The organism is Methylocystis sp. sgz306128 (genome assembly GCF_056032725.1).
In genome coordinates, this window is record NZ_JBVYWO010000001.1 from 471043 (window position 1) to 494871 (window position 23829).

The following is a 23829-nucleotide window of genomic DNA, read 5'->3' on the forward strand; positions in this document are numbered from 1 at the left end:
ATCTTAATCGAACACTAAGCCCGCGCTTCTGCGGCCGGTTTACTCTGGCGCGCGCTGGCCTTTTGCGCGGTGCGCGCCAGGAAAATTCTGCTATGGTTGAGAAATGCTTTAAAAATGCCGGCAAAACCCAGATAGAGGCCGCCGCTACGCTCTGTTTGTGAATTATGTCTTAATGCCGGAGCGCAAATTTGACTTAAATTATAAAAGCGGCCTTGGGGGATGATCTGCTAGCTTCTGATCGTGTCCGGCAATCAAGCAGACAAGGAGCAGGCCATGCGTTTCATTCTACGTTCGGTATTCTGGCTCTCGCTTGTATTTTATGCGTTGCCGCAGACGCAAAACCTGCCTCAGTTTTCAGCGCAGGATATGACTCAGCAGGCGAATCAGGCGGTACAGCAGGCGAATCAGACATTGCAGGCCATGTGCGCCGCAAATCCGCAAAGCTGCCTCTCGGTATTGTCAGGTCTTGCCGCGACGGATGCGGCGGCTGTGCCCGCGCGGATCAATGGACCAAAGCATGAAGCCGCCAAAGCGCATAAGGCCGGCGGATCGCTGCATGTGGGAACTCTGACGCCGGAAGATCTCGCGCCGGCCTGGCGCGTGCCGGCTACAAAAATGTAAAAATTTTCCTAAATAGGAAATTTATCCTTGACAGCCGTGCGCTCCTCGGGTAGGTTTGCGTCATTCTCCACACATGCGCCAAGAAATGGCCGCCGCCAGACCCGCGGTTGAACAGCCGTTTGGCCGGAGGTGATGCGTGAAGGGTTCCCAGAAATTTACGGCTATTCCGGATTCGGTCCGCGAGCGCGCCCGCGTGCTCTATGAAGCGAGCACCGTGTCCGTCCATGATATTGCGCTTGGCCTCGGCTTGTCTCCGGCTTTGTTCCAGAAGGCGCGCGTGGTCTGGCAATGGCCGCCGCGCCCATCGCCGCGTGCCCGGCGCAAACGGCAGGCGGAGCAGCGGCTGCCCATGCCCGATCAAGCCGCAGGCGAAAATTCAGTGTCTCTGTCGCTTGTCTCCCGTCTTGAGGCGCAACTGCGCAGGGAGCTCGACGCGGTCGAGGTCATGCTCGCACAGGACCCGTCCGCCGTCCTGCCTGCAACCGCAGCCGAAAAGCGGGCGCGGGCTATTGCCAGTCTGGTGCGCAGCCTTGGCGAATTGCGCCGGATAGATGTGGCCCCCGCAGAGGAGACAGGCAATCATGATTTCCCGGCCTCTCTCGACGAACTGCGTGCGCAGCTGGCGCAGCGCCTTGATCGACTGCGCGAAACGCGGCGATCTCCACCGGATAGTGGCGGGACTGAGCCGGACTGAACTGGCGACACTGCTCGAGGACTGGGAATTCTGGGCGCGTGACGACCAATTGCCGCCGCCCGCGCATGGGCAAGGTGCGCGCTGGCGCGTCTGGCTGATGCTTGGCGGACGCGGCGCCGGCAAGACGCGCGCCGGAGCCGAGTGGGTTAAGGCGCTGGCGGCGGGACATCCGCGATTCACTGCGGCGCCGGTGGGCCGCATCGCTTTGATCGGCGAAACATTCGCCGATGTGCGCGAGGTGATGGTCTGCGGCATATCCGGCTTACTCAGTTTGCAATATAACGGCGGGCGACCTGTCTGGCAGGCGTCCCGTCGCCGGCTTGTCTGGCCGAATGGCGCGATCGCGCAGGCTTTTTCCGCCGAAGATCCAGAAAGCCTGCGCGGACCGCAATTCGAGGCCGCCTGGTGCGACGAACTCGCCAAATGGAAATATGCCGAGGCCACATGGGATATGCTGCAGTTCGGCCTGCGCATCGGCACACCGCGCCAGATGGTGACGACAACGCCGCGCGCCGTGCCATTGCTGAAAAAGCTCATGCAGGACCCGCTCACCGTAATTACGCGGGCCAAGACGTCTGAAAATGCCGCCTTTCTGGCGCCGGAATTTCTGGATGCGATTTCCGGCCTTTATGCCGGAACCCGTCTTGGCCGGCAGGAACTCGACGGCGACCTGATCGAGGAGCCGCATGGCGCGCTGTGGTCGCGCGCGCTGATCGAGACGGCGCGTGTGCGCGCCGCGCCGCCCCTGCAGCGGGTGGTGGTGGCGGTCGATCCGGTTGCCGCCTCGCACCGCCGGGCCGACGCCTGCGGCATAGTGGCGGCGGGGATATGCCGCGACCGGAATGTCTATGTGCTGAGCGACCGGACGCTGGCCAGCGCGCGGCCCGCGCAATGGGCGCAGGTCTGCGTGGCATTGTATCATGAGCTTGCCGCCGATGCTCTGATCGCGGAGGTCAATCAGGGCGGCGAGATGGTCAGCGCCATTCTGAACGAGGTGGATGCCAATGTGCCGGTGACGCCGGTGCGCGCCTCGCGCGGCAAATATCTGCGCGCCGCGCCCGTGGCCCAGCTTTATGAGCAGGGCAGGGTGCATCATGTGGGCGTGTTTCCCGAACTGGAAGATGAAATGTGCGCCTTCGGTCCCGAGGGACTGATCGGCGGCAAGAGCCCGGACCGGATGGACGCGCTGGTCTGGGCGATCACCGATCTTGCCCTGAGGCCGGAAGCGGCGCAGCCGAGGGTGCGGCGGATGTAACGTGCCGTGAACAACGAGATAGAAATGAGGCCTCGATGCCAGTTGATTTTTCACGTCTTTTTGGCGGCAGGCGGTCTGTGCCGCCAGTGCTGCCCGAAACCAAAACTTCCCGTACTGGGCCGTTGCTTTCCATGTATTCACTGGGCCGTCCAAAATGGACTGACCGCAATTATGCCGCGCTGGCGCGCGAGGGCTTTGAGCGCAATGCCATTGTCTACCGCGCCGTGCGCATGGTGGCCGAAGCTGCCGCTTCCGTGCCCTGGCTGATGTTTGAGGGGCGCCGGGAGGTGCTCAGCCATCCGCTGCTTGATCTGCTGCGGGTGCCCAATCCGCGCGAGGCGGGCCCGGTATTTCTCGAAACGCTGTTCGGACATCTGTTTGTCTCCGGCAATGCCTATGTCGAGGCGGTGAGCGTCGATGGCGTGCCGCGCGAGATATACGCGCTGCGCCCCGACCGCATGCGTGTCGTGCCGGGACCGCAGGGCTGGCCCGAGGCCTATGAATATACGGTGGGCGCAAACAGCGTGCGGTTTGACGCTACCGCGCCCTTTGCGCCGATATTGCACCTCAGGCTGTTTCATCCGCTCGACGATTATTATGGTCTCTCGCCGCTGGCTGCGGCGCAGACCGCGCTGGATGTGCACAACGCCGCCAGCTGCTGGAACAAGGCTCTGCTCGACAATGCGGCACGCCCATCCGGCGCGCTGGTCTATAATGGCCAGAACGGCTCGGCACTCTCCGAGGAACAATTCGACAGGCTCAAAGCCGAACTCGCCGAATCCTACGAGGGCGCGCGCAATGCCGGCCGGCCGCTGATACTCGAGGGCGGGCTTGACTGGAAACAGCTTTCCATGAGCCCGAAGGACATGGACTTCATGCAGGCCAAAGCCGCCGCCGCGCGCGATATCGCGCTGGCGCTGGGTGTGCCGCCTCTCGTGCTCGGCCTGCCGGGCGACAATACATTTGCCAATTATCAGGAAGCGAACAAGGCCTTCTGGCGCCAGACAGTCATCCCGCTCATTGCCCGCACGCAGCAGGCTTTTGCCCACTGGCTCGCACCCGTCTACGGGGCGGAGTTGCGGCTTGACTACAATGTTGACCGCATTGACGCGCTCAGCTCCGACCGGGCGGCGGAATGGAGCCGGCTCGACAGAGCCAGTTTCCTCACCAAGGACGAAAAGCGCGAGGCGGCGGGATATGGCGCGCTGCCAAAGGACATGGCTGGCAGGGCCCCGGCATGAACGAGGTCACGCAAAGCATTATCGAGCGGGGCGATCTCGCTCACCTCGCATTGTTCTTGTGGGCGAGCGGCGCCTCCGGCCTGCTCGGCTATGTATTCAGGGAGCTTGCCGCCGCCAATCGCCGCTTTGACGAACTGGTGATGGAACTGGCGCGGTTCAACCATCGTTTTGGAGAGGACAAATGAAAATCGCACGTCTTAAACCCGCGAGCCGCAAGCATATCGCCCGCGCGCCGCAGCGCGCCGATGCCGGCAAGGTGATCCGCACATTCATCCGCACGCTGGAGAAGCTGGGAAAAAGCCGCTCCTCGCCGCGCGGCGCATCGCCGGGATAAAGTCCGCCCTTCGTCACATTGCCATCTGCCCGCTTCGTGCGGGCTTTTTTATGGGGGATGCCGATGGGCGTTTCACACTGCAGTTTCGCGCCGCAATTCGAGACAAAGCGTGCCTCGGCGCAGATTATGGCGCTCACCGCCGCGGGCAGTTTCGAGGGTTATGCCAGTCTGTTCAATGTGGTGGATCTTGGCCGCGACATGGTGCTGCCCGGCGCGTTCAGGGAGAGTCTTACGGCGCGCGGCGCGCAGGGCATCAAGCTCCTGTGGCAGCATGAGGCTGCCCAGCCGATTGGCAGCTGGCTGTCGGTTGTGGAAGACGCCAAAGGCCTGAAGGTGCGCGGACAGCTTAATCTTGCGGTGGCGAAAGCCCGAGAAGTTTATGCTCTGATGAAAGAGGGGGCGGTGGATGGCCTCTCGATCGGCTTTCGCGCCGAACAGGCGGTCAGGGATGCGGCCACCGGCGTGCGCCGGCTGAAAAAGATCGATCTGTGGGAAATCTCAATCGTCACCTTCCCTATGCTGCCCGGAGCACGTGTCTCGGCGGTGAAGCAGCAGGTGTGCGGCGCCGATGCCCGTCTGTCCGCGGAGATTGCGTGGGGCGCGGCGCAGATTGCCGCCCAATCTCCCGCTAGTGCGCAGGCGCGCCTCACACGGGCAATCCAACGCGGAACGCTGACACTGCTTGGACGAAAATATTCTCCCAACCAGCCGCGCGATGATCATGGCTGCTGGACGAGGGGCGGCTCAGGGCAGGCCATGGGCCTCGCTCCGGATGGAACGCCTGCAGATAACGGTGTGCTGGCGCCGGGCGATGGCGCGGGGGTTGAACTTGTGCCCGCATCTGCCGCTCTTGAGCGACAATGTGAGGAGCAATATGCAAAGGATACATTTCATTGTAGCATGATTGGTTCAAGAGCATGCTATGCGCAAGCAGCGCAACGATATTCTGCGTGTTTAAATCAACAACCAATACCACCTTTAAGCTATTGAGATCGCTATGGTTATCGCGCAAAGAAATCTTACGATAACATCGAACGGAAAGAATATTGATGTTCCTGTTCGTATTTTTGCACCTGTTCGTGCTGATAATGCATATACATGTCGATACGAAATTGGGTGGCCAACTCGCGTGAAGAGCATGACCGTGTCAGGAATAGATTCTGTTCAGGCTATTGAAATTGCTTTGCAATTTATTGGAATATCGCTTTACACAAGTCCGTATCATGCCGCAGGCCAACTATTTTGTGATGGCATGAAGGGGGGCTATGGTTTTCCTGTTCCCTCTAACGCCCGTGATCTACTTGTTGGCGAGGATGCTATGTTTTTTTAAATTTGAGTTCTGCCTGTACGCTGGTGAAGGATGGCGTCCTGGCGCCGGGCGATGGGGCGAATGTTGATCTGGCCGCGCAGGACGGCGCGGGGTAGATAAATATTGAAAAATTTAATGAATGCATGGAAAAATGTTATAATATACTTGAAAAGCCTAATCATATTCTGTCAGAAGATATGAGATTTTTTCGTTTTCACGTTTGTCGCACTAGCTGTTTATCTAATGCGTAGTCAAAATCTGAACCAGGGCATAAGGATATTTAATATGAATAAAGATTTTGCTTGGGAGTTTTTGCTGAATTCGATCAAGGCTGGCGCTATAATTAATCGTATCGTCCCAGATTTGAAAAAAATTGTAGTGAGTCTGAATACTTAGAATTTAAAAAATCTATCGGTATTATATCTTGTTTTATTAGCGATGAATTTGTTGGTAAGTTATCGAAATTATAACATGAATTTAAAGTTCAGATAGAAAAAAATTTTTAAAAAAATAATATTATTTAAACATCAATATTTACATCAAAAAATTATAAACAAAATGATCCTCATAACAGATGGTAAGTCTGTGCTGAATTATAAGAGCGAACCGGCACTCCCTAACGTCCCGGAGCATGGCTTTATAGCGCAAAGCCGCATGTGGATAGCGATCAGCTTGATCCCTATATCGCTTGTCTTGTCGCCAAATTTGGCCTGCCACGGACCGATCTGCCCGCCCTTCTGAAGCGGATGGACCCAACCATGCGCTGTTTTTGTTTTTGGGATAATTATTCCGGCGACAGAGTGGCTAACGTGTCCCCTCATTTGCAGGACATTCTGGCTAAGAGCGGTATTTCGCTTGAGATTGATGACTATCCAGGAACCAATAATGGCCAGCCTTGGCCGGATGTTGTGGACGACGTTATTCCCTAAAATATAACTCAAGTAATAATCACCGCGATGTGCTGGGCCGCTGGACGAGCGGGGGCGGAGTTGGCGGGACGGCTCCGAACTATAATCAGAATTTAAGAGGCTTATTAGATATATGGGCGTATTCGAGGGGGCGACCAAAATCAAACGAGCTTTCAACTTGCCGATACCTCTGCACTTGCAGATTCTATACTTGAGTGGCTGGGCCCCGGAGCTTTTCAACAAAACTCTCCAAGTGGTTCCATTCAGTTTTTTTCGGCAGATCGTTCAAAAATCATTCGATTTGATTTGAACGGACACGGACTTGGGCCTCATATAAATCTGGAGCCCGGTCGTATTCATGTCATGCTAAAAGAGATTTCATATGCAAATGGATACAGAGAAGTATGTTGGAAAGCTTATAACGCTTTTGAACAACGTTATTATTTTTCTTCGCGAAAATGGTCAATATCATAAGGCAATAGAATGTCTTGATGTGTTAAATGGCAATGACACCACATATGAAGCTGGTGAATATGCTTATGAATATGGTCTTTGTTATGAAGGTTTGAAAGATTACGAGCTTGCCGATTTCTATCTGGATCTCGCATTGGCCAACAACCCCTGTGTGGAACGCTTTAAAATTGCGTCTGACCGGATCAAACAATTAAGGTCGGATAATAACGCCTGTTAGATTATAACCGCGTGATGATCATGACCGCTGGACGAGCGGCGGGGCGGGGGCGGGTATAGACCTGACCCCGACGGGAGCAACAGGCATCGCGCCGGACGGGACACTGGTGAACGATGGCGTGCTGCGCCAGGGAGATGGGGCAGGGTTTTTTGCAGTTTCGGATGTGGCTTCGTCTCTTGAAGATTTAGGAGGTGGCGTGCCAAAATTGGTTGTCACACCCAAAGGAGCAACCTAATTCATATTTCCTAACGGAATGATCTTAAGGTTTGACTTAAAGCCAGGTCAATACCTGAATGGTCAATCGCCTCATATTAATCTTGAATATAATGGTGACAATATTCATATTCTCCTGAAATAAAGGAAAATATATGAAACACGATTTTAACACACTTGAGCGAAAAGCAAAATATTACATTTCAATTTCGCAACCAAAAAATGCTCTCGCCATTTATTTATTCATGGCCGACGGCGATCCATCTCTTGATGCTGGATATCTTGGAATGCGTATCGGTGATTGCTATGAACGGCTGGATGATCCAGTCTCGGCAAAATATTGGTATGGTAGAGCTGTGGAAGAAAATCCGCAGATCGAAAAATATGTTGCAGCAAGGGCACGTTTATCTTCGCTATCCATCGATCATTTGATAAAGGATTAAAGCCTCACTATCTGAATTAAAAGTCAAATACCAGATTTTCTATCGCGCGACGCGCTGTACCACTGGGCGATCTTGTCGGCGGACTGGATAGAGCCCCGGCTCTTGTGCGCTCGAGGACAGGGCGGGGGCGGGTATAGACCTGACCCTGACGAGCGCAACAGGCATCGCCCAGGACGGGACGATACAGTTTGCGCTCAACGACAGCGCAAAAAGCATACAAGATATTCAGCTTGCAGGCGAAGCGCCTTGCGTTGGCCAATGCCTTTAAACATTCGCCCGACCAGCCGCGTGATGATCATGGCCGCTGGACGAGCGGCGGTGGGGCGGGGGCTGCGGCAGATTTTGCAACTACTCATGCAAATAAAAATGGTAAGTCATCTGGTCAATGTGCGAAATATGTCCGCGCAGCTTTGAACGATGCTGGCATTCCGCTGACACCACCGCCTATTCGTGACGCGGCGAATGCGCCTTGGGCGCGGGATTATGGCCCGCAGCTGGAGAAAGTCGGTTTTACGCCCATTGTTGATGAGCCAGGCACCGATGGTTTTAATGCAACCTATCCGCCGCCCGATTATACGCCGCAAAAAGGCGATGTCGCGGTAATGAATCCAGCACGTACGAGCCGGACCCCTGCAGGACATATTGCTATCTATAATGGTAGCCTATGGGTGTCGGATTATGTTCAAAATCCGCTATATGGAATGTATCCGGGGAGTATTTATGGAAAAGATCGCCCATCTTATAAAATTTATCGTATGTCTCCGTGATATTTAGGCGGCATATTGAAAGATATGCCGCTGAAGGGATAAATATCATAAGGTTGGGCGGGGAGACATTTGAACCCATCCAGCCGCCAGCCTTTTGGTGTTTTGATCATGCGGTAAAGGGCAAGATCCATATTGGCGATGGTGATTTCGGAGCCACGCTGCTGTATTACTTTATAAAAATTGGTATAATCATAGCTTGTACAAGGAATTGGGCGGTCTATAAACCCGCATTCGGGTTCATCATAGTGATTAGGGCAGCTTTTGGTTTTTGGGCGTATTGGCGTGGACTTGAGGCTGCTGATCATGTTTGCAGTGAGATAGGTGAGCGGATCAATATTTTCATTGAAAAATGTGGCGTTCGTGGAATTGTGTGTGTTTATCCAATCAACGCCTTTATAAAGGAAAAGGTCTTCATTTTTAATGAGATTTTCCAGAAATATTTCTGCGTCAGTTTGGGCGGGGTGAAATCCTTTTTTATTCCAGTAATTCAATAAGTCGGATATGCCGTCCGCCGCATGGATGGGGGTTGTTGCGAGAGAGAAGGCCAACATCCAGAGCACGGTGATGAGCGTGTGGCGTGTCATGATTGATCCTGCGGAAATTTCGTATCAATTTTTTGAATTTGGCGCAGAAATTGTCAATGCGCTTCGCCGGTGCATTGTTTCGCGCCGCAGTTGCAGCCAGCATCAGACTGGCGAAGGGGGTGGTTGGGATGCTGCTGGCTTTGACAGGAAAGTTACCTTTCGCCGCTCCAAGATTAAATCCATAATAAAGACAGTCAAGATCGCTTTGAATGATACGGGCTCATTGCCCGATAGCGCGATCTGCTCATTTGCCCGGATACCGTGTTTTTCTAAGCTCGTGTCATCTCTGCAATGGAGCGTTTCATGATCGATTTAGAAACACGTCTTTTTGCAGTTGTGGCATAAACAGGCGGGTATTGCTGTTGAATTGGCGCTGAAGCGCTTTGCGCTGGCCAATAGTTTTAAATATTCGTCCGATCAACCGCGCGATGATCATGGCCGCTGGTCGAGCGGCGGTGGGGCCGGGGCTGCGGATGTGTCGGGGCAGGCACCTGTCGCCAAGCCACAAGCCAAGCCGATTCAGCTTGCGCTGAATGATACGGGCTCAATGTCGGATGCAGGCATATTGCCGACACAGTCTATGGGCACAGTTGGTGCCGGTTCTAGTCAAAATATCCAGCTTGCTGGCGGGTTTGACGAGACCGATCTGTCCAAATCTGTTGACCAATTTGTCTCTACCAAGTGTTTGGGAAAAATTCGACGTGAAATTCCAGGCGAAATGCTCGATGTATCTATAGCGGATATGCTGGCCTCTGCTGGTCAAGGCGATGCAGCAGCGGTAAAATGCAAGAAACTGCTCAGTCAAGATCGCTTTCGGAAATAAAGGGGTCGATCATGCAATATCAACCATTTGAAGAACTATTGAATTTCCTTAAATTACTTGCGAGTCATAAAATTCAATATAAAATAGAACAACAGATAGATGATGCTATTATGGTATATTTTTAATCAATAGGAATGCGTATCGAGGTTGATTTTTATTCAGATCATGTCGAATATTGTACTTTTATAGGAGATGAAACCCCATCAAGGGATATTAACGGCTTATACAATATTATAAAAGACTTGGTAAATTAACAGTCTTAACCATAAATCATACAATCGCCCCGCAAAAAATGATTAGAAAAAGGTAGACTGTGCGAAATATGTCCGCGCGGCTTTAAATAATGCTGGTATTCCGCTGACACCGCCGCCTATCCGTGAAGTGGCTAATGCACCTTGGGCGCGCGATTATGGCCTGCAGCTGGAGAAAGTCGGCTTTACGTCCATTGTGGATGAGCCAGGCACCAATGGTTTTAATGCAACCTATCCGCGGCCCGATTATACGCCGCAAAAAGGTGACGTAGCGGTAATGAGCTGAAGTACTCCCCAATTTTGGGCCAGCAGGAGCTGAAATTGTCCGGGGTTTTGGCCGTTGGACGAGCGGGATTGTCGATATTTCCCGACCTGATGCTTCGTGCTTCCGAACACACTGCCGCTGAGAGCGGTCAATAATTCCTATCGCGTCGTGGCCGTCCGGCGCGGAGCTGAAATCTGACGGCCTTATGCCAGCGCGGCAAAGATGCACGCCTCTGGCTTTGCAAGGATCTGTTCATGCATAATCTGGAACTCAAGAGCGCCGACCCGGTGCAGGCTTTCGCTGAATTCAACCACGCCTTTGCAGTGTATCGTGAAACGAATGACGACCGTCTTAACCAGCTGGAACAGCGCAAAAGCGTTGATGCTGTCACTCAGGACAAACTGGCTCGTCTTGATGCCGTGCTCAATGAGGCCAAGAGCCGCCTTGATCGCCTGACGCTCGACAAGGCGCGTCCGCGCTTCGGTGAAACCGGTAATGCCGATCCCGACATGCGCGAGAGCAAGGCGGCCTTCCGGGCCTATATGGCATCGGGCGATGCCACCCGCCTTGCCGCGCTCGAGGCCAAGAGCCTGTCGGAGGGCGCGGGCGCGGATGGGGGCTATCTGGTGCCCGCCGAAGTGGAGAAGGACATTCTTTTCCGCATGTCCAATGCGTCGGCCATCCGCTCGCTCGCCTCTGTACAGAGCATTTCATCGAGCCAGCTGAACAAGGCTTTCTCCGTTTCCGGCCCGGTGGCGGGCTGGGCAGCGGAAACGGATGCGCGCATCTCCTCAACCACGCAGCAGCTTGCGCAGCTGATCTTTCCCGCGCATGAGCTTTTTGCCACGCCGGCTGCGACGCAGCGCCTTCTCGATGACTCGATTGTCGATGTCGAGCAATGGATTGCGCAAGAGGTGACAACCGTCTTTGCAGAGCAGGAAAGCGCCGCCTTCATCAACGGTAATGGCGTCAACAAGCCCACGGGCATTCTGTCCAGCGCGAATGTGGCCAACAGCGCCTGGGTCTGGGGTAAACTTGGCTATGTCGCAACCGGCGCGGCGGGCGCTTTTGCCTCGGCCAATGCTGCCGATATCCTGTTTGATTTTATCTATGCGCTCAAGGCGGGTTACCGGCAGAATGCCGCATTCGTGATGAACCGCAACACTCTGGCGCAGGTGCGCAAGCTTAAGGATGCCGATGGCGAATATCTCTGGCAGCCGCCGGTTAGTCTGGGCGCGGCCTCGACTCTGATGAATTTTCCGGTTTCAGAGGACGAGAACATGCCGGATATTGCCGCGGATGCGACGCCGATCATGTTTGGCGATTTCAAGCGCGGCTATCTCATCGTCGATCGCATGGGCATCCGCGTGCTGCGTGATCCGTTCTCGTCCAAGCCATATGTGCTGTTTTACACCACCAAGCGCGTGGGCGGCGGCGTGCAGGATTATGACGCGATCAAGCTGCTGAAATTCGGCACGGCGTAAGCGACCGCGCGGCTATTCTCAAGGCTTCCGCTCGGCGGCATAAGCCGGGCGGAGGTTGATCGTGTGCGAGCGGTTCAATAAATCCGTGCGGTTTCAGCGCGCCACCTCATCTTCGATCCATTTCATCTGGGCATCGATCCGGATCGCCTGGGTGAGCGCGCCGCAATGATGACCTTTTGCGCCTTCTGTCCATGAAATGACCCCGACGAGCGCCCCGCGCGCAAAGACAGGCCCGCCGGAATCGCCCGTGCAGGCGCCGATGCCGGCCGGGCTCCGCATCCACAGGAGAAGCTTAGACAACGGCTGGCCAAGCACAACCTCGCCCTTAAGTAATTGTCCTGAGCTTGCAGCCTTGCCCTCATGCGTCACGCCAAACCCTGCGAGCGTAAGCTTGTCATTCAGGTTAAAATTTCCGTCATCGGAAATCGGCGTGGGCTTGAACGAATCGGGCAGGGACTGCCGGAGCGTGACAAGCGCGAGATCGACAGAGCGCTCGCGCACGACCGGGGCCTCCTTGTGAAAATCGGGATGAACTGCCACACGCGCCACCTCGACGAGCACAGGCCTGTTGTCGGTGTCGCGAAAGTGCACGCGCATATCTTCGGGCGCAGAGACGCAATGGGCTGCTGTCAGAATTTTGGTGGGCGTGAGCACGGTGCCAGTGCAAAAACCGGCTTCATGCGCGCTCCGGGCCAGCACCATCACTAGGTGGGATGAGAGTTCGGGGGCAGGCGTCGCCGGCCCAACCATGGCCGAAGCCCTTGTGGCAAACAGAACAGCCGCGCTCAGGCAGAGAAGTTTTTTTCGCATTTTAAACCATGAGGTGTTGAATGACTCCTGTTCTTATCACCGGTCCATCCGTGGAGCCACTCTCTCTTGATGATGCCCGGGCATGGCTCAAACTGGACACGCAGGCCGACGACGCCATCCTCAGCTCGCTCATCACAGCGGCGCGTCTGCGGGTTGAACAGGAAACGCGCCTGATCTTGACAGCGCAGCACTGGAGGCTCGTGGCAGACTGCTGGCCTTGCCGAGCGGGGAAGTTGACGCAGGGCGGCGCAGTGCGTTTGCCGCTTGCGCCCGTCATCAGTGTGGATGCTATCCGGCTGCTCGACGCACATGATGTCGCAACAAATGTCGACCCGGCAAGCTGGCGGCTCGATAACAACCGGATGCAGCCGCAGCTGAAATTCTTATCCGCGCCACCGGCGCCGTTGCGGCTCATGCAAGGCATTGAAATGGATATCACGCTTGGATTTGGCGTTGCCGGAGCGGATGTGCCGGAGCCCTTGCGACAGGCGATGAAACTGCTGCTCGCGCAATTCTATTTCAACCGCGGAGACGAGGTTCAGCCGGTTCCGCAACAGGCTTTGGCTCTGCTGGCTCCCTACCGCCGTCTGAGGGTCATGGCATGAAACAGACAAAAATTGGCGATCTGCGGCACGTTCTGCAGCTTCAGGCCCCGCAGGATGTGGCGGACGAAAACGGCAACCCGCAACGAAATTATGTTGCTCTGGCCAATGTCTGGGCGGCCATCCAACCGCTTTCGGCCAATCGCTTCTGGCGGGCGCAACAAGCCGAGCAGCAGATCACGCATAATATTGTCGTCGTCTGGCGCGCAGATGTCACCGGCGAGATGCGGTTTGTGCTGGGCAGCAGGATATTTGAGATTTTCAGCGCCCGCGATCCCGATGAAACGGGCAGGGTTCTTATCTGCGAGTGCTGGGAGATCAAGGCATGACCGGCCCGATCATTGCTCTGCGTGCTGCCATACTGGCATTGCTGCGCGCTGACACGGCGCTGCTTTCTCTGCTGGGCGGCCCGCATGTCTATGAGGATGTCCCGCGCACGGCAGCCTCGCCCTTCGTGACCTTTGGCGATGTGCAGGCCCGAGATTGGTCGACATCGACGGAAGTCGGAGTTGAGCAGACGCTCAGTCTCAATATTTGGTCGCGGCAGCTCAGCCAGCGCAGCGCGCTCGGCATGGCCGACCGGATAGCTGGTCTTTTGCAGGATGCCCGGCTCGCTTTGCCGGGACACAGTCTGATCACGATGCATCTGACGCAGATCGAGTCCAGATTCGAAGATTCCGGACGATGGCTTTGCACGTCGCTGCGCTTTCGCGCGGTGACGGAATCCGATGCTTAAAAAGGAGAGCCCGATGAGTGCGCAACGAGGTAAAGATATGCTGCTGAAGCTGGATGACGGCAGCGGCAATTTTGTGACAGTAGCCGGAATCCGGACGAGGCGTCTTGCGCTCAATGCGCAGACCATTGACACCACCGATGCGGATTCGGTCGGGCAATGGCGCGAACTGCTGACCGGTGGCGGCGTGCGCCGCTCGAGCCTCACAGGCGGCGGCCTGTTCAAGGATCAGGCCTCCGATGCGCTGATCCGGAAGAGTTTTTTCGACGGAACAGTGCTGAACTGGCAGATCGTTGTTCCCGGATTTGGCATCATCCAGGGGCCATATCAGATTTCAGCGCTGGATTATCGCGGGGATTACAATGCCGAGGTTACGTTTGAGATAACTCTCGAGTCGGCCGGTGCTCTGACATTTCTGGCGGCAGGGGGCGCATCATGAGTAATCCGCGGCGCGGAGAAATAACAGCTGAACTTGGCGGAAGGCAGTTTACGCTGTGCCTTACTCTTGGCGCGCTGGCCGAGTTGGAGCAGGCTTTTGGCTCGGAGGATCTCGTTGCTCTGGTTCAGCGCTTCGAGACGGCGCGTCTGTCGGCGCGCGATCTTGTCCGGATTATCGGCGCGGGTCTGCGTGGCGGCGGTGCGCAAATAAGCGACGCCGAAGCGGCGCATCTCCCGGCTCCGGACGGAGTGCCCGGATATGTTCGCATTGTCACGGAACTTCTGGTCGCGACGTTCGGCATTTCTGTGCCCTCGGAGACGCCCACAAACCCTTTTGCGCCGCAGAGCGCCTGAAGAGCCCGGCGGGCTCTTCCATCGTCGCCGGACCATCGCAACTTCCACCATTTCCCTGGGATGACGCGCTGGCATTCGGACTTGGCGTTCTGCGGCTCTCACCGGGCGATTTCTGGCGCATGACCCCGCGCGAACTGAAGGCGGCCCATTCGGGCATTTTCGGGCGCGGCGGACAAATGATTTCCCGCACTGAACTTGATGGTCTCATTGCGGCGTTTCCGGACATAAAGGAGCTTGCATGACCCCGCATTACAAGGCGCCCACGACGTCCTTTTCCGCAATCACCGGCACGTCCGCTTCCGGCGATATCGCCCAGATGACCACAACGTTGAGCGCGCTGGATCTGACGGCGCAATCCGTGGCAAAATCGCTGACGACCGCCTTCACCGGTGCGACCAGCAGCTCAAAGAGTTTCGAGCAGGTGCTGACCGGCATTGCAGCGAAAATGGCCTCGCTGACGTTGACCCCCGTCGCCAAAAGTGTGTCGCAGGAGCTTTCGCAAGGATTGAAGGGACTGTTTTCGGGCAATGGTCTCGCGGGCTTCTCGATGAACGCCAACCTGGCCAATGTCACGCCATTTGCCGATGGCGGGATTGTCGCCGCGCCGACGTTCTTCGGTTCCGGCGGCGGGCTGGGTGTAATGGGCGAGCGCGGCGCCGAGGCGATCATGCCGCTGGCGCGCGGCCCTGACGGCGCGCTGGGCCTTGCCATGTCCGGGCAGCCAGCGGGCACGCGCGTGGTGGTCAATATTTCGACGCCCGATGCCGAAAGCTTTCGTCGATCCGACCAGCAATGGACAGCCAGTCTGGCGCGCGCGGTGAGCCGCGGCCAGCGCAGCCTTTAGGAGGGCGGCATGTCAGCTTTTCACGAAATATGCTTTCCGCTGGACATTGCTCTGCAATCGTCCGGCGGGCCGGAGCGGCGCACCGATGTGGTTCTGCTGGGTTCCAGCAGAGAAATACGAAATGCGCGCTGGGCCCATTCGCGCCGCAAATATGAAGCCGGCTATGGCGTCAAAACCTTCGCGGCCCTGAGTGAGGTGTTGCATTTTTTTGAGGAAAGGCGCGGCCAGCTATATGGCTTTCGCTGGCGAGACCGTCTGGACTGCAAATCCTGCCAGCCGGACAAGGCGCCTGCGCCGGGCGATCAGACGATTGGCACGGGCGACGGCAGACAATCGGCCTTTCAGCTTTGCAAGACATATGGCCAGAGTTTCAATCCCTATGTCCGCCAGATCGCCAAACCGGTCAGCGGCTCCGTCCGTGTCGCACTGGACGGCGTCGAAAGACAACCCGGCTCCGATTTCAGCGTCGATTTGACGAGCGGTCAAATCAGCTTTGCTGTTCCGCCTGCAGCCGGGGTGAAGGTGACAGCCGGGTTCGTCTTCGATGTTCCTGCGCGCTTTGGCACCGATTTTCTGGATTTTGATTATGCCAGCTTTCAATCGGGCCAAATTCCCAAAATCCCGATCATCGAGATTATTCCCTGAGGTGAGATCATGCGCAATCTTGATACGGCGATTGCCGCCCATTTTGCCAGCGGGGCGACGACACTCTGTCATTGCTGGAAAATCATCCGGCAGGATGGCGTCATTCTGGGTTTCACGGATCACGATCAGGACATTGTGCTCGGCGGCGTGACTTACGCGGCGCGCACAGGCCTTGACGGCAGCAAAGCCGACAGTTCGCTCGGCTTTTCGGTGGGTGGTATGGAATTGGCCGGCGCATTCGACGCCGAAAGCCTGTCGGATACCGATCTTGTCAATGGACGATATGACAATGCCACCATTGAGGTCTGGCTGGTCAACTGGGCGCAGACGAACCAGACAATATTGCTGGAAATCGGCACGATCGGCGAGGTCAGACACGGCGAATATGCATTTCAGGCGGAAATGCGGGGTCTGGCGCATCTGTTCGATCAGGAAACCGGACGGCTTTTCCAAAAGACCTGTTCGGCTGATTTTGGCGATGAAAAATGCGGGATAGATGCGGGAAGCGCCGCCTATTCGGCCACTGACGTCATCACGGCAACTGACGGCGCGACACTGCTCACGGCAGCTTTAGCGGGATATGCCGATGGCTGGTTCGCCAATGGCCGAATTACATTCACATCCGGTGCGAATGAAGGCACGTCCGCCATGATCAAGGCCAACTGGCTGGACGGCGGGCTGCACCGGCTGGAATTATGGTCGCCACTGGCCGCACGCATGGCCACAGGTGACAGTTTTATCGCAGTTGCCGGATGCGACAAAAGCTTCGGAACCTGCCGGGATTGCTTCAAAAATGCGGTCAATTTTCGCGGCTTTCCGCATATGCCCGGCAATGATCTTGTCTTTTCCTATGCGACGGCAGGCAACACGGATCTCGATGGCGGCAGCATGAACAAATAGGTGATTTCATGAGCGAATATGCAAGAGAGCGGCTTGTTGCCGAAGCGCGCCGCTGGCTTGGCACGCCCTATCAGCATCAGGCCTCGCTGCAAGGCGTGGGCTGCGATTGCCTTGGTCTGGTGCGCGGCGTCTGGCGGGGCTGCATCGGCACCGAACCTGAGCGCGTTCAGTCTTACACGGCGGACTGGGCCGAAGCAACGCGGGAGGAGCGTCTGGCTGCGGCCGGCTTCCGGTATTTTTCTGCAATGCCGTTAAATTCTATCCGGCCGGGCGACGTGCTTCTGTTTCGCTGGCGCCCGGATCTGCCTGCCAAACATGCCGCTATCGCGACCTCGCCGGACATGATGATCCACGCTCATGACGGCGCCTGCGTCGCCGAAGTGCCGCTGAGCGCCTGGTGGAAGCGACATCTTGCAAATGTCTTCACCTTTCCGCTCGAGCGTATTCTTCCTGCTGATACATGAGGAAATCAGTCTATGGCCACATTGGTTTTGGCAGCCGCAGGCGCGGCGATTGGCGGGCCTCTGGGGGTCACCGGCGGCATGCTTGGGGAGATGCTGGGCAAGGCTGCTGGATCTATGCTTGATCAGGCACTGCTCGGCGGCATTTTTCATAAAAAAATTTATGGGCCGCGTCTCAACAGCATGCCCTCGCTGTCTTCGAACGAGGGCGCTCCCGTTCCAAGACTTTACGGTAAGGCGCGCCTTGGCGGGCAACTGATCTGGGCTACCCGGTTTCTGGAAACAACCACCCGATCAAGAGGCGGCAAAGGTGGTCCGACCACGACCAGTTATAATTACTACGCCAATTTCGCCGTGGGCATTTGCGAAGGGGAGATCGCCTATGTCCGGCGCGTATGGGCGGATGGCAAGGAGATTGACCTGACAACGCTCACCATGCGTGTTCATACCGGATCGCAGACACAGGCAGCGGATCCGCTGATTATTGCCAAGGAAGGCATTGAATCGGCTCCGGCCTATCGAGGTCTTGCCTATGTGGTTTTTGAACTGATGCCGTTGGCGGATTTCGGCAACCGACTTCCGCAAATCAGTTTCGAGGTGGTGCGCCCGGTGCAAGGCCTTGCGCACATGATCCGCGCGGTCAATCTCATCCCCGGCGCCGGTGAATTTGTCTATTCGCAGGCGCATGTCACATCGCAATCGAATGTGGGAGTCTCCCAGCGCGTCAACCGGCATCAGTTTGCCGCGAATGCGGATTGGACCGCTTCCATCGACGCCTTGCAGGCGCTTTGTCCGAATATCGAGAATATCGGGCTTGTGGTCAGCTGGTTCGGCGATGATCTGCGCGCCGATTCCTGCTCCATCGCGCCCCGCGTCGAGGCAGCCTCTCTTTCCGTCATTGGTGCCAATTGGTCGGTTGCCGGTCTGATGCGCGCCGACGCGCGTGTGGTTTCGCAGGTTAATGGCACTCCGGCCTTCGGTGGCACGCCGTCCGACGATACGATCGTGGCGGCGATCAGGGATCTTCATTCGCGCGGCCTTAAAGTGACGCTTTACCCTTTCGTGATGATGGATATCGCGGCGGACAATAAATTGAGCGATCCGTGGACCGGAGATCCGCGTCAGCCGGTATATCCCTGGCGGGGCCGTATCACGTGCCATCCCGCGCCGGGGCTTGCCGGTTCGCCCGATGGAACTCCGGCGGCGGCGTCTCAAATCGCCGCCTTTTTTGGGACTGCATATCCAACGGCATCGGAATGGTCGTTCCGGCGTCTGATCCTGCATTATGCAGCGCTGGCCATTTCGGCGGGCGGCGTCGAGGCCATGCTGATCGGCTCGGAACTGCGCGGATTGACGCGCGTGCGCTCAGGCGCTGGTGTTTATCCGGCTGTTTCGGCGTTGCAGGCACTGGCACGCGATGTGCGCGCCATCGTGGGTTCCGGATGCAAAATCGGCTATGCAGCCGACTGGAGCGAATATGGCGCTCATGTGCTGAACAATGGCGCTGAGGTGCGGTTTCCGCTCGACCCGCTTTGGGCAAGCGCCGATATCGACTTTGTCGGCATAGATGCCTACTGGCCGCTCTCGGATTGGCGTGATGGCACGCAGCATGCCGATGCGGCGCTGGCTTCGTCGATTTATGACCGTGACTATCTCGTGTCGCGCTTTGGCGCGGGCGAGGATTTTGACTTTTTTTATGCCTCGGACGCAGACCGGCGGGACCAGATCCGCTCGCGCATCACCGATGGTGCCTTTGGTAAGCCGTGGATATATCGCGCCAAGGATATAAAAAGTTGGTGGCTTAATCCGCATATCGAGCGGGTTGGCGGCGCAGAGCTTTCAGTGCCGACGCCCTGGATTGCGCAAAGCAAGCCGATCTGGCTGACGGAATTCGGCTGTCCAGCGATCGACAGGGGATCCAATCAGCCGAATGTATTTGTTGACGCAAGATCATCCGAGTCCGCCACGCCGTATTTTTCCCGCGGCGGACGCGATGATCTGATCCAGACACGGGTGCTGGAAGCCTGCCATGTTCGGTTTGACCCGCGGAGTGCCGGATTTGATCCTGACTGGAATCCCGTTTCAACGCTGTATCCGGGCATGATGGTGGACCCGGCCTATATTCATATCTGGTGTTGGGACGCGCGTCCCTATCCGGCTTTTCCGCAATTTTCGGCGGTCTGGGCCGATGCCGAGAACTGGTACAAAGGGCATTGGATCACCGGCCGCATCGAAGGTGCGCCGCTTGATCATCTCATCGCGCAAATCATGTCGGAAAGCGGCGCTATCGATGCGGCCTTTCTGCCGGATCATTCTCCGGCTGTGGACGGGTTTGTAGATGGTTATGTGCTTGACAATGTTATGTCCCTGCGTGGCGCGTTACAGCCCTTGTGCGAACTCTTCGGCGTGGATGGACGCATCAGCGCCGGCACGATCGGCTTTTCGGGCCGCACATCGGGGAAGGCCACCGTGTTGTCTACGGACGACCTCGTGCCGGCGCGTGATGGCAATCTGGTTCAGATTACCCGGGCGCAGGAGACCGAACTGCCACATGAGATTGTCATCGCGTTCAGCAATTCCGAGGATGAATTTCAGGCGGCAACCGTGTCTTCAAGGCGCGTGGAGGGCTATTCCCGGCGCAAGCAAGTGAGCCAGAGCGCCGTGATCATGCCAGCCTGCACGGCGCAGTCTCTGGCTGACATCCAATTGCACGAAATCTGGGCGGGGCGCGAAACGGCGAGTTTTTCAATCGGCCCGCAGCGGATGGATATTGAAATCGGCGATCTGGTTTACTTGCCAGTCGGCGCCGCGACAAAGCCCTTTCGTATTTCTCGGATCACCGAGGGGCTTGCACGGGAAATCACGGCCACTTCTGTCGAACCGACCATTTATGAGCGCGTCGTGACTGCGGCAATACCCGCAGCCCGGATACGGCCGAGATTTCCTGGCCCCCCGCGTGTGCACGTTTTGGATTTGGCGCAAACGCCCTCGAATGCCCTGGTGATGCAGCGACTTGCCGTATTTGCCGACCCCTGGCCCGGCAGCATAGCGGTTTACAAAGCGATCGGCTCTGACAGTTATACATTGGCGGGCACGATCGAACGGGCCGCTCAGGTCGGAACCACTCTGAGCGTGGTGCCGGCCGGCGTCGTGGGACGATGGGATTGCGCCAGTATTTTCGATGTTGTGATCGTCAACGGCACCCTGTCGTCTTGCAGCGATGCCGAAGTATTTGCAGGACAGAATCTCGCCGCGATCGGGGACGACGAAGGCGAATGGGAAATTATCCAGTTCGCCAATGCCGAACTGATTGCAGACAGCACTTACCGGCTTTCACGGCTTCTGCGCGGCCTCGGCGGCGAGGAATTTCTGGCGGCGCGAACAGTGCCTGCCGGTGCGCCCTTCGTTATGCTGGACAGCGCAATCGTGACTCTGGCCGAGGGCATAGGTTCACTGGGGGTTACATCCACGTATAAAATCGGACCGGCACGACTGAATTATGCCGATCCGAGCTTCATCGATCTGACAACATGTGTGACCGGCAAAGCGCTGATGCCATATTCGCCGGTTCAGCTTTTAGCCAGGCGCTCCGCAAACGGTGTCTCGTTTACCTTCTTGCGGCGCGGACGTCTCGATGCAGATGGCTGGGAGGCGGTTGACATTCCGCTTGGGGAGGAAAGCGAAGTCTACGAGATGGATATCTATAACAACGCAAAAATTGTTCGCACGCTCACATCTGGTCAACCGCAGATTTTTTATGCCGCAGCCAGTGAGATTGCGGATTTTGGAACCATGCAAAGCGCCTTCAGTATCGACCTGTATCAGGTCAGCGCTTCCGTTGGCAGGGGCTTCCCGCTGGCGGTCAAAGTTAGTGTGGCCTGATTATTCAAGGAATGGATCATGACTTCAACCGCTCGCCTCGGATTGCCGCTGCTTGATGCAGCACAATCGCAAAAGCATGTTACGCATAATTCTGCGCTCCAAAATCTCGATATCATCGTCCATCTGTCGGTGATTTCTCGCGACCAGATGGATCCTCCGGGCAATCCCGCGGCCAATGCGCGATACTTGATAGGCAAGGGTGCAACCGGCACGTTCGCTGGTTATGACGGACAGATTGCCGCCTATATCGATGGTGTCTGGGTGTTTTTTCAACCTCGGGCAGGCTGGCTGGCTTATGTCGAAGCGGAATCGACGATTCTGATTCACAACGGCAGCAGCTGGCAGAGCCTCGGGGCCTTGCTTGGCGCGCTCGATAATCTGAGTCATCTGGGCATCGGTACTGCGGCCGACGCCGTAAACCTGCTGTCAGCAAAGCTCAATTCGGCGCTTTTTGCCGCAAAGAGCCCAGCGGAAAGCGGCACAGGCGATCTGCGCTTCACGCTCAATAAATCGACGTCCGGCAATACCGTCTCGCAGCTCTACCAGACCAACTGGTCGGGCCGGGCCGAAACGGGCCTCACCGGCGACGATCATTTTCACGTCAAGGTTTCGGCCGATGGTGCAATCTGGCAGGAAGCGATCAATATCGATCCGGCGACCGGAATTGTCAGCTTTCCGCTGGGCATTTCATATCCATCAAGTGGCTCTGGCCTGTCCTATCTCCGCAACAAGTTGATCAACGCCACTTTTACCGTCAACCAGCGCGCCGTCACCGGCACTGTGTCGCTGGCGGCGGGAGCCTACGGCCATGACCGCTGGAAGGCGGGCGCTTCGGGCTGTACCTATACGTTCGCCACCAGCGGAAATATCACCACGCTCACCATCACAGCTGGCTCGCTGCAACAGGTGATCGAAGGCGCCAATCTCAGTAGTTGCACCTATGTCCTGTCCTGGACCGGCACGGCTCAGGGACGCGTCAACTCTGGTTCTTATGGTGCGAGCGGCACGGTGAAGGCCACGCTCGCCAGCGCAGTGAATTCGACAATCGAATTCGGCACCGGGACCCTGGCCACGCCGCAATTCGAGCCCGCCAATACGCCGACTTTGTTCGAATCCCGTCCGGTGACGACCGAGACCATGCTTTGCCAAAGATATTACTGGCTGTCGTCGGCTCTCCCGGGAGGCTGGGGCTTATCGACGACAACAGCGACTTTTGCTGTCACTTTCCCGGTGACGATGCGCGCCGCGCCGACCATCGTGCTCCTGAACGGGTCAGTCAATACTGGCTCGGCTTTGGAGGTCACCGTAGCCCAGCGCGTCGTTTCGGCAATAAGCGGAACGGGAACAAGGCTTAACACATCAGGCGGACGGTTTGACCTTAGCACGGCTGCAGCCTCCGGCACGCAGCATATCGGCATTCTCGAGGCCGGCGCCATTGCCTTCAACGCGGAGCTCTGATCCATGGAAAACACATATACGAAGCCGCAATATGTCAACGATCAGTCCGGCTCGCCCTGCGCCGTCAGCGTTTGCATCAACGGTTTGCCAGCCATTGTACCGCTTGATTCAGGCAACGCCGACTACGCAGCCATTATGGCAATGGTTGCGGCCGGAAGTCTGAACATTTCGCCTGCATCATAATCCGCCATTCCGTTTGCTTCGTCCCTCAAGAGCGCGCGCCAGCGGCATTTGCCGGACGCGTGGACGAGCGAGCTTTGCCTATTTTTGGAACAAAGCCCAATGCGCGAAAATTTTACAGCAGCATTAAATTCAACGCTGCGCTTCGAGGGCGGATATGTCGATGATCCGCTTGATCGCGGCGGCGCAACCAATATGGGCATCACGCGCGCGACGCTGGCGCACTTCAGACGCAGGCCCGTATCCCGGGCAGATATCAGGGCGCTGACTCGGAACGAAGCTGCGGCCATCTATCGGGAAACGTTCTGGAAGGCGATCTGCGGGGACGAACTTCCCGCAGGCGTCGATCTGGCCGTATTTGATTTTGCCGTCAATTCGGGTGTTGCTCAGGCGATCCGACACCTACAAACAACGCTTGGTGTCGAGCCGGACGGAATTCTCGGTCCCCGGAGCCTTGGCGCGGCGCGTAATTCCGACGCTGCGGTGCTGATTGAGCGTCTTTGTGCGGGCCGGCTGGATTTTCTGGAAGCCTTGCCAACTTTTGCCAAATTTGGACGCGGCTGGAACAAGCGGGTTGCCGGTGTACGGCAACGCGCGCTCAGCCTCGTCGAATCCCCTGAATCTTCTGCCTGAATATGT

Annotated in this window: 30 protein-coding genes; 28 read left to right on the plus strand and 2 right to left on the minus strand. The window is 56.8% G+C overall.

The features are described 5' to 3' along the window. Window positions 1-273 precede the first annotated feature (273 nt). From AC0N03_RS02260 to AC0N03_RS02315, 12 genes are all read left to right on the plus strand, one after another. On the plus strand, window positions 274-621 hold the full coding sequence (locus AC0N03_RS02260) for a hypothetical protein (protein WP_474286808.1): 348 nt from the start codon (window positions 274-276) through the stop codon (window positions 619-621). Between the two features lie 136 nt (window positions 622-757). Beyond that, on the plus strand, window positions 758-1315 hold the full coding sequence (locus tag AC0N03_RS02265; RefSeq protein ID WP_474286809.1) for a hypothetical protein: 558 nt from the start codon (window positions 758-760) through the stop codon (window positions 1313-1315). Continuing rightward, window positions 1293-2570, plus strand: coding sequence for a DNA-packaging protein (locus tag AC0N03_RS02270; RefSeq protein WP_474287211.1), 1278 nt, complete (start codon window positions 1293-1295; stop codon window positions 2568-2570). Before AC0N03_RS02265 ends, AC0N03_RS02270 begins: the two co-directional genes overlap by 23 nt. 35 nt (window positions 2571-2605) lie before the next feature. Then, window positions 2606-3811 carry a phage portal protein gene (locus AC0N03_RS02275; protein WP_474286812.1) on the plus strand — a complete coding sequence of 402 codons (1206 nt, stop codon included), beginning with the start codon at window positions 2606-2608 and terminating at the stop codon, window positions 3809-3811. After that, the gene (locus tag AC0N03_RS02280; protein WP_474286813.1) at window positions 3808-3996 is read left to right on the plus strand and encodes a hypothetical protein; all 189 of its coding nucleotides are present in this window, start codon (window positions 3808-3810) and stop codon (window positions 3994-3996) included. Before AC0N03_RS02275 ends, AC0N03_RS02280 begins: the two co-directional genes overlap by 4 nt. Further along, window positions 3993-4145, plus strand: coding sequence for a hypothetical protein (locus AC0N03_RS02285; protein ID WP_474286814.1), 153 nt, complete (start codon window positions 3993-3995; stop codon window positions 4143-4145). The genes AC0N03_RS02280 and AC0N03_RS02285 overlap by 4 nt, the downstream gene beginning before the upstream one ends. 63 nt (window positions 4146-4208) lie before the next feature. Beyond that, on the plus strand, window positions 4209-5135 hold the full coding sequence (locus tag AC0N03_RS02290) for an HK97 family phage prohead protease (protein WP_474286815.1): 927 nt from the start codon (window positions 4209-4211) through the stop codon (window positions 5133-5135). Between the two features lie 7 nt (window positions 5136-5142). Beyond that, window positions 5143-5475, plus strand: coding sequence for a DUF6968 family protein (locus tag AC0N03_RS02295; protein ID WP_474286817.1), 333 nt, complete (start codon window positions 5143-5145; stop codon window positions 5473-5475). A 635-nt stretch (window positions 5476-6110) separates the two neighbouring features. Further along, window positions 6111-6383, plus strand: a complete 273-nt coding sequence (locus AC0N03_RS02300) for a hypothetical protein (protein WP_474286819.1) — start codon at window positions 6111-6113, stop codon at window positions 6381-6383. Between the two features lie 361 nt (window positions 6384-6744). Further along, on the plus strand, window positions 6745-7053 hold the full coding sequence (locus AC0N03_RS02305) for a hypothetical protein (RefSeq protein WP_474286821.1): 309 nt from the start codon (window positions 6745-6747) through the stop codon (window positions 7051-7053). Between the two features lie 368 nt (window positions 7054-7421). Continuing rightward, on the plus strand, window positions 7422-7709 hold the full coding sequence (locus AC0N03_RS02310) for a tetratricopeptide repeat protein (RefSeq protein ID WP_474286822.1): 288 nt from the start codon (window positions 7422-7424) through the stop codon (window positions 7707-7709). A gap of 188 nt (window positions 7710-7897) precedes the next feature. Continuing rightward, window positions 7898-8476 carry a CHAP domain-containing protein gene (locus tag AC0N03_RS02315; protein ID WP_474286823.1) on the plus strand — a complete coding sequence of 193 codons (579 nt, stop codon included), beginning with the start codon at window positions 7898-7900 and terminating at the stop codon, window positions 8474-8476. On the opposite strand, the gene AC0N03_RS02320 is transcribed toward AC0N03_RS02315, so the two are convergent. Next, the gene (locus AC0N03_RS02320; protein WP_474286824.1) at window positions 8458-9060 is read right to left on the minus strand and encodes a hypothetical protein; all 603 of its coding nucleotides are present in this window, start codon (window positions 9058-9060) and stop codon (window positions 8458-8460) included. The genes AC0N03_RS02315 and AC0N03_RS02320 overlap by 19 nt on opposite strands. On the opposite strand from AC0N03_RS02320, the gene AC0N03_RS02325 reads away from it, so the two are divergent. From AC0N03_RS02325 to AC0N03_RS02335, 3 genes are all read left to right on the plus strand, one after another. After that, window positions 9059-9367, plus strand: coding sequence for a hypothetical protein (locus AC0N03_RS02325; RefSeq protein ID WP_474286825.1), 309 nt, complete (start codon window positions 9059-9061; stop codon window positions 9365-9367). The two genes, AC0N03_RS02320 and AC0N03_RS02325, sit on opposite strands and share 2 nt — an antisense overlap. Before the next feature lie 21 nt (window positions 9368-9388). Next, window positions 9389-9883: a hypothetical protein gene (locus AC0N03_RS02330; protein WP_474286826.1), complete on the plus strand. Its 495-nt coding sequence runs from the start codon at window positions 9389-9391 to the stop codon at window positions 9881-9883. Window positions 9884-10653: 770 nt separating this feature from the next. Beyond that, the gene (locus tag AC0N03_RS02335; protein ID WP_474286827.1) at window positions 10654-11883 is read left to right on the plus strand and encodes a phage major capsid protein; all 1230 of its coding nucleotides are present in this window, start codon (window positions 10654-10656) and stop codon (window positions 11881-11883) included. A gap of 93 nt (window positions 11884-11976) precedes the next feature. Here the strand turns inward: AC0N03_RS02335 and AC0N03_RS02340 are convergent, their stop codons facing one another. Beyond that, the gene (locus AC0N03_RS02340; protein ID WP_474286828.1) at window positions 11977-12693 is read right to left on the minus strand and encodes a S1 family peptidase; all 717 of its coding nucleotides are present in this window, start codon (window positions 12691-12693) and stop codon (window positions 11977-11979) included. Between the two features lie 20 nt (window positions 12694-12713). Here AC0N03_RS02340 and AC0N03_RS02345 point away from each other — a divergent pair, with 20 nt between their 5' ends. The 13 genes from AC0N03_RS02345 to AC0N03_RS02405 all read left to right on the plus strand — a co-directional run bounded on the left by AC0N03_RS02345 (window position 12714) and on the right by AC0N03_RS02405 (window position 23823). Next, window positions 12714-13298: a head-tail connector protein gene (locus tag AC0N03_RS02345; RefSeq protein WP_474286829.1), complete on the plus strand. Its 585-nt coding sequence runs from the start codon at window positions 12714-12716 to the stop codon at window positions 13296-13298. Next, window positions 13295-13624, plus strand: a complete 330-nt coding sequence (locus AC0N03_RS02350; protein WP_474286831.1) for a phage head closure protein — start codon at window positions 13295-13297, stop codon at window positions 13622-13624. The genes AC0N03_RS02345 and AC0N03_RS02350 overlap by 4 nt, the downstream gene beginning before the upstream one ends. Further along, window positions 13621-14031: a DUF3168 domain-containing protein gene (locus AC0N03_RS02355; RefSeq protein ID WP_474286832.1), complete on the plus strand. Its 411-nt coding sequence runs from the start codon at window positions 13621-13623 to the stop codon at window positions 14029-14031. The genes AC0N03_RS02350 and AC0N03_RS02355 overlap by 4 nt, the downstream gene beginning before the upstream one ends. 13 nt (window positions 14032-14044) lie before the next feature. Further along, window positions 14045-14467 (plus strand): phage major tail protein, TP901-1 family, encoded by a 423-nt coding sequence (locus AC0N03_RS02360; protein WP_474286833.1) that lies wholly within the window; start codon window positions 14045-14047, stop codon window positions 14465-14467. Beyond that, the gene (locus tag AC0N03_RS02365; protein WP_474286834.1) at window positions 14464-14820 is read left to right on the plus strand and encodes a gene transfer agent family protein; all 357 of its coding nucleotides are present in this window, start codon (window positions 14464-14466) and stop codon (window positions 14818-14820) included. The genes AC0N03_RS02360 and AC0N03_RS02365 overlap by 4 nt, the downstream gene beginning before the upstream one ends. Before the next feature lie 20 nt (window positions 14821-14840). Further along, the gene (locus AC0N03_RS02370; RefSeq protein WP_474287212.1) at window positions 14841-15062 is read left to right on the plus strand and encodes a rcc01693 family protein; all 222 of its coding nucleotides are present in this window, start codon (window positions 14841-14843) and stop codon (window positions 15060-15062) included. Continuing rightward, window positions 15059-15664 (plus strand): phage tail tape measure protein, encoded by a 606-nt coding sequence (locus AC0N03_RS02375; RefSeq protein WP_474286835.1) that lies wholly within the window; start codon window positions 15059-15061, stop codon window positions 15662-15664. The genes AC0N03_RS02370 and AC0N03_RS02375 overlap by 4 nt, the downstream gene beginning before the upstream one ends. A 9-nt stretch (window positions 15665-15673) precedes the next feature. Continuing rightward, window positions 15674-16309 (plus strand): phage distal tail protein, Rcc01695 family, encoded by a 636-nt coding sequence (locus tag AC0N03_RS02380; RefSeq protein ID WP_474286837.1) that lies wholly within the window; start codon window positions 15674-15676, stop codon window positions 16307-16309. 9 nt (window positions 16310-16318) lie between these two features. Further along, the gene (locus AC0N03_RS02385) at window positions 16319-17209 is read left to right on the plus strand and encodes a DUF2163 domain-containing protein (protein WP_474286838.1); all 891 of its coding nucleotides are present in this window, start codon (window positions 16319-16321) and stop codon (window positions 17207-17209) included. Window positions 17210-17217: 8 nt separating this feature from the next. Next, the gene (locus AC0N03_RS02390) at window positions 17218-17673 is read left to right on the plus strand and encodes an NlpC/P60 family protein (protein WP_474286839.1); all 456 of its coding nucleotides are present in this window, start codon (window positions 17218-17220) and stop codon (window positions 17671-17673) included. 12 nt (window positions 17674-17685) lie between these two features. Continuing rightward, complete coding sequence (locus AC0N03_RS02395; RefSeq protein ID WP_474286840.1) at window positions 17686-21552, plus strand: baseplate multidomain protein megatron; 3867 nt, start codon at window positions 17686-17688, stop codon at window positions 21550-21552. A gap of 18 nt (window positions 21553-21570) precedes the next feature. Further along, on the plus strand, window positions 21571-23010 hold the full coding sequence (locus tag AC0N03_RS02400; RefSeq protein WP_474286842.1) for a DUF2793 domain-containing protein: 1440 nt from the start codon (window positions 21571-21573) through the stop codon (window positions 23008-23010). Window positions 23011-23292: 282 nt separating this feature from the next. After that, window positions 23293-23823 (plus strand): glycoside hydrolase family 108 protein, encoded by a 531-nt coding sequence (locus tag AC0N03_RS02405; protein ID WP_474286843.1) that lies wholly within the window; start codon window positions 23293-23295, stop codon window positions 23821-23823. Window positions 23824-23829 lie beyond the last annotated feature (6 nt).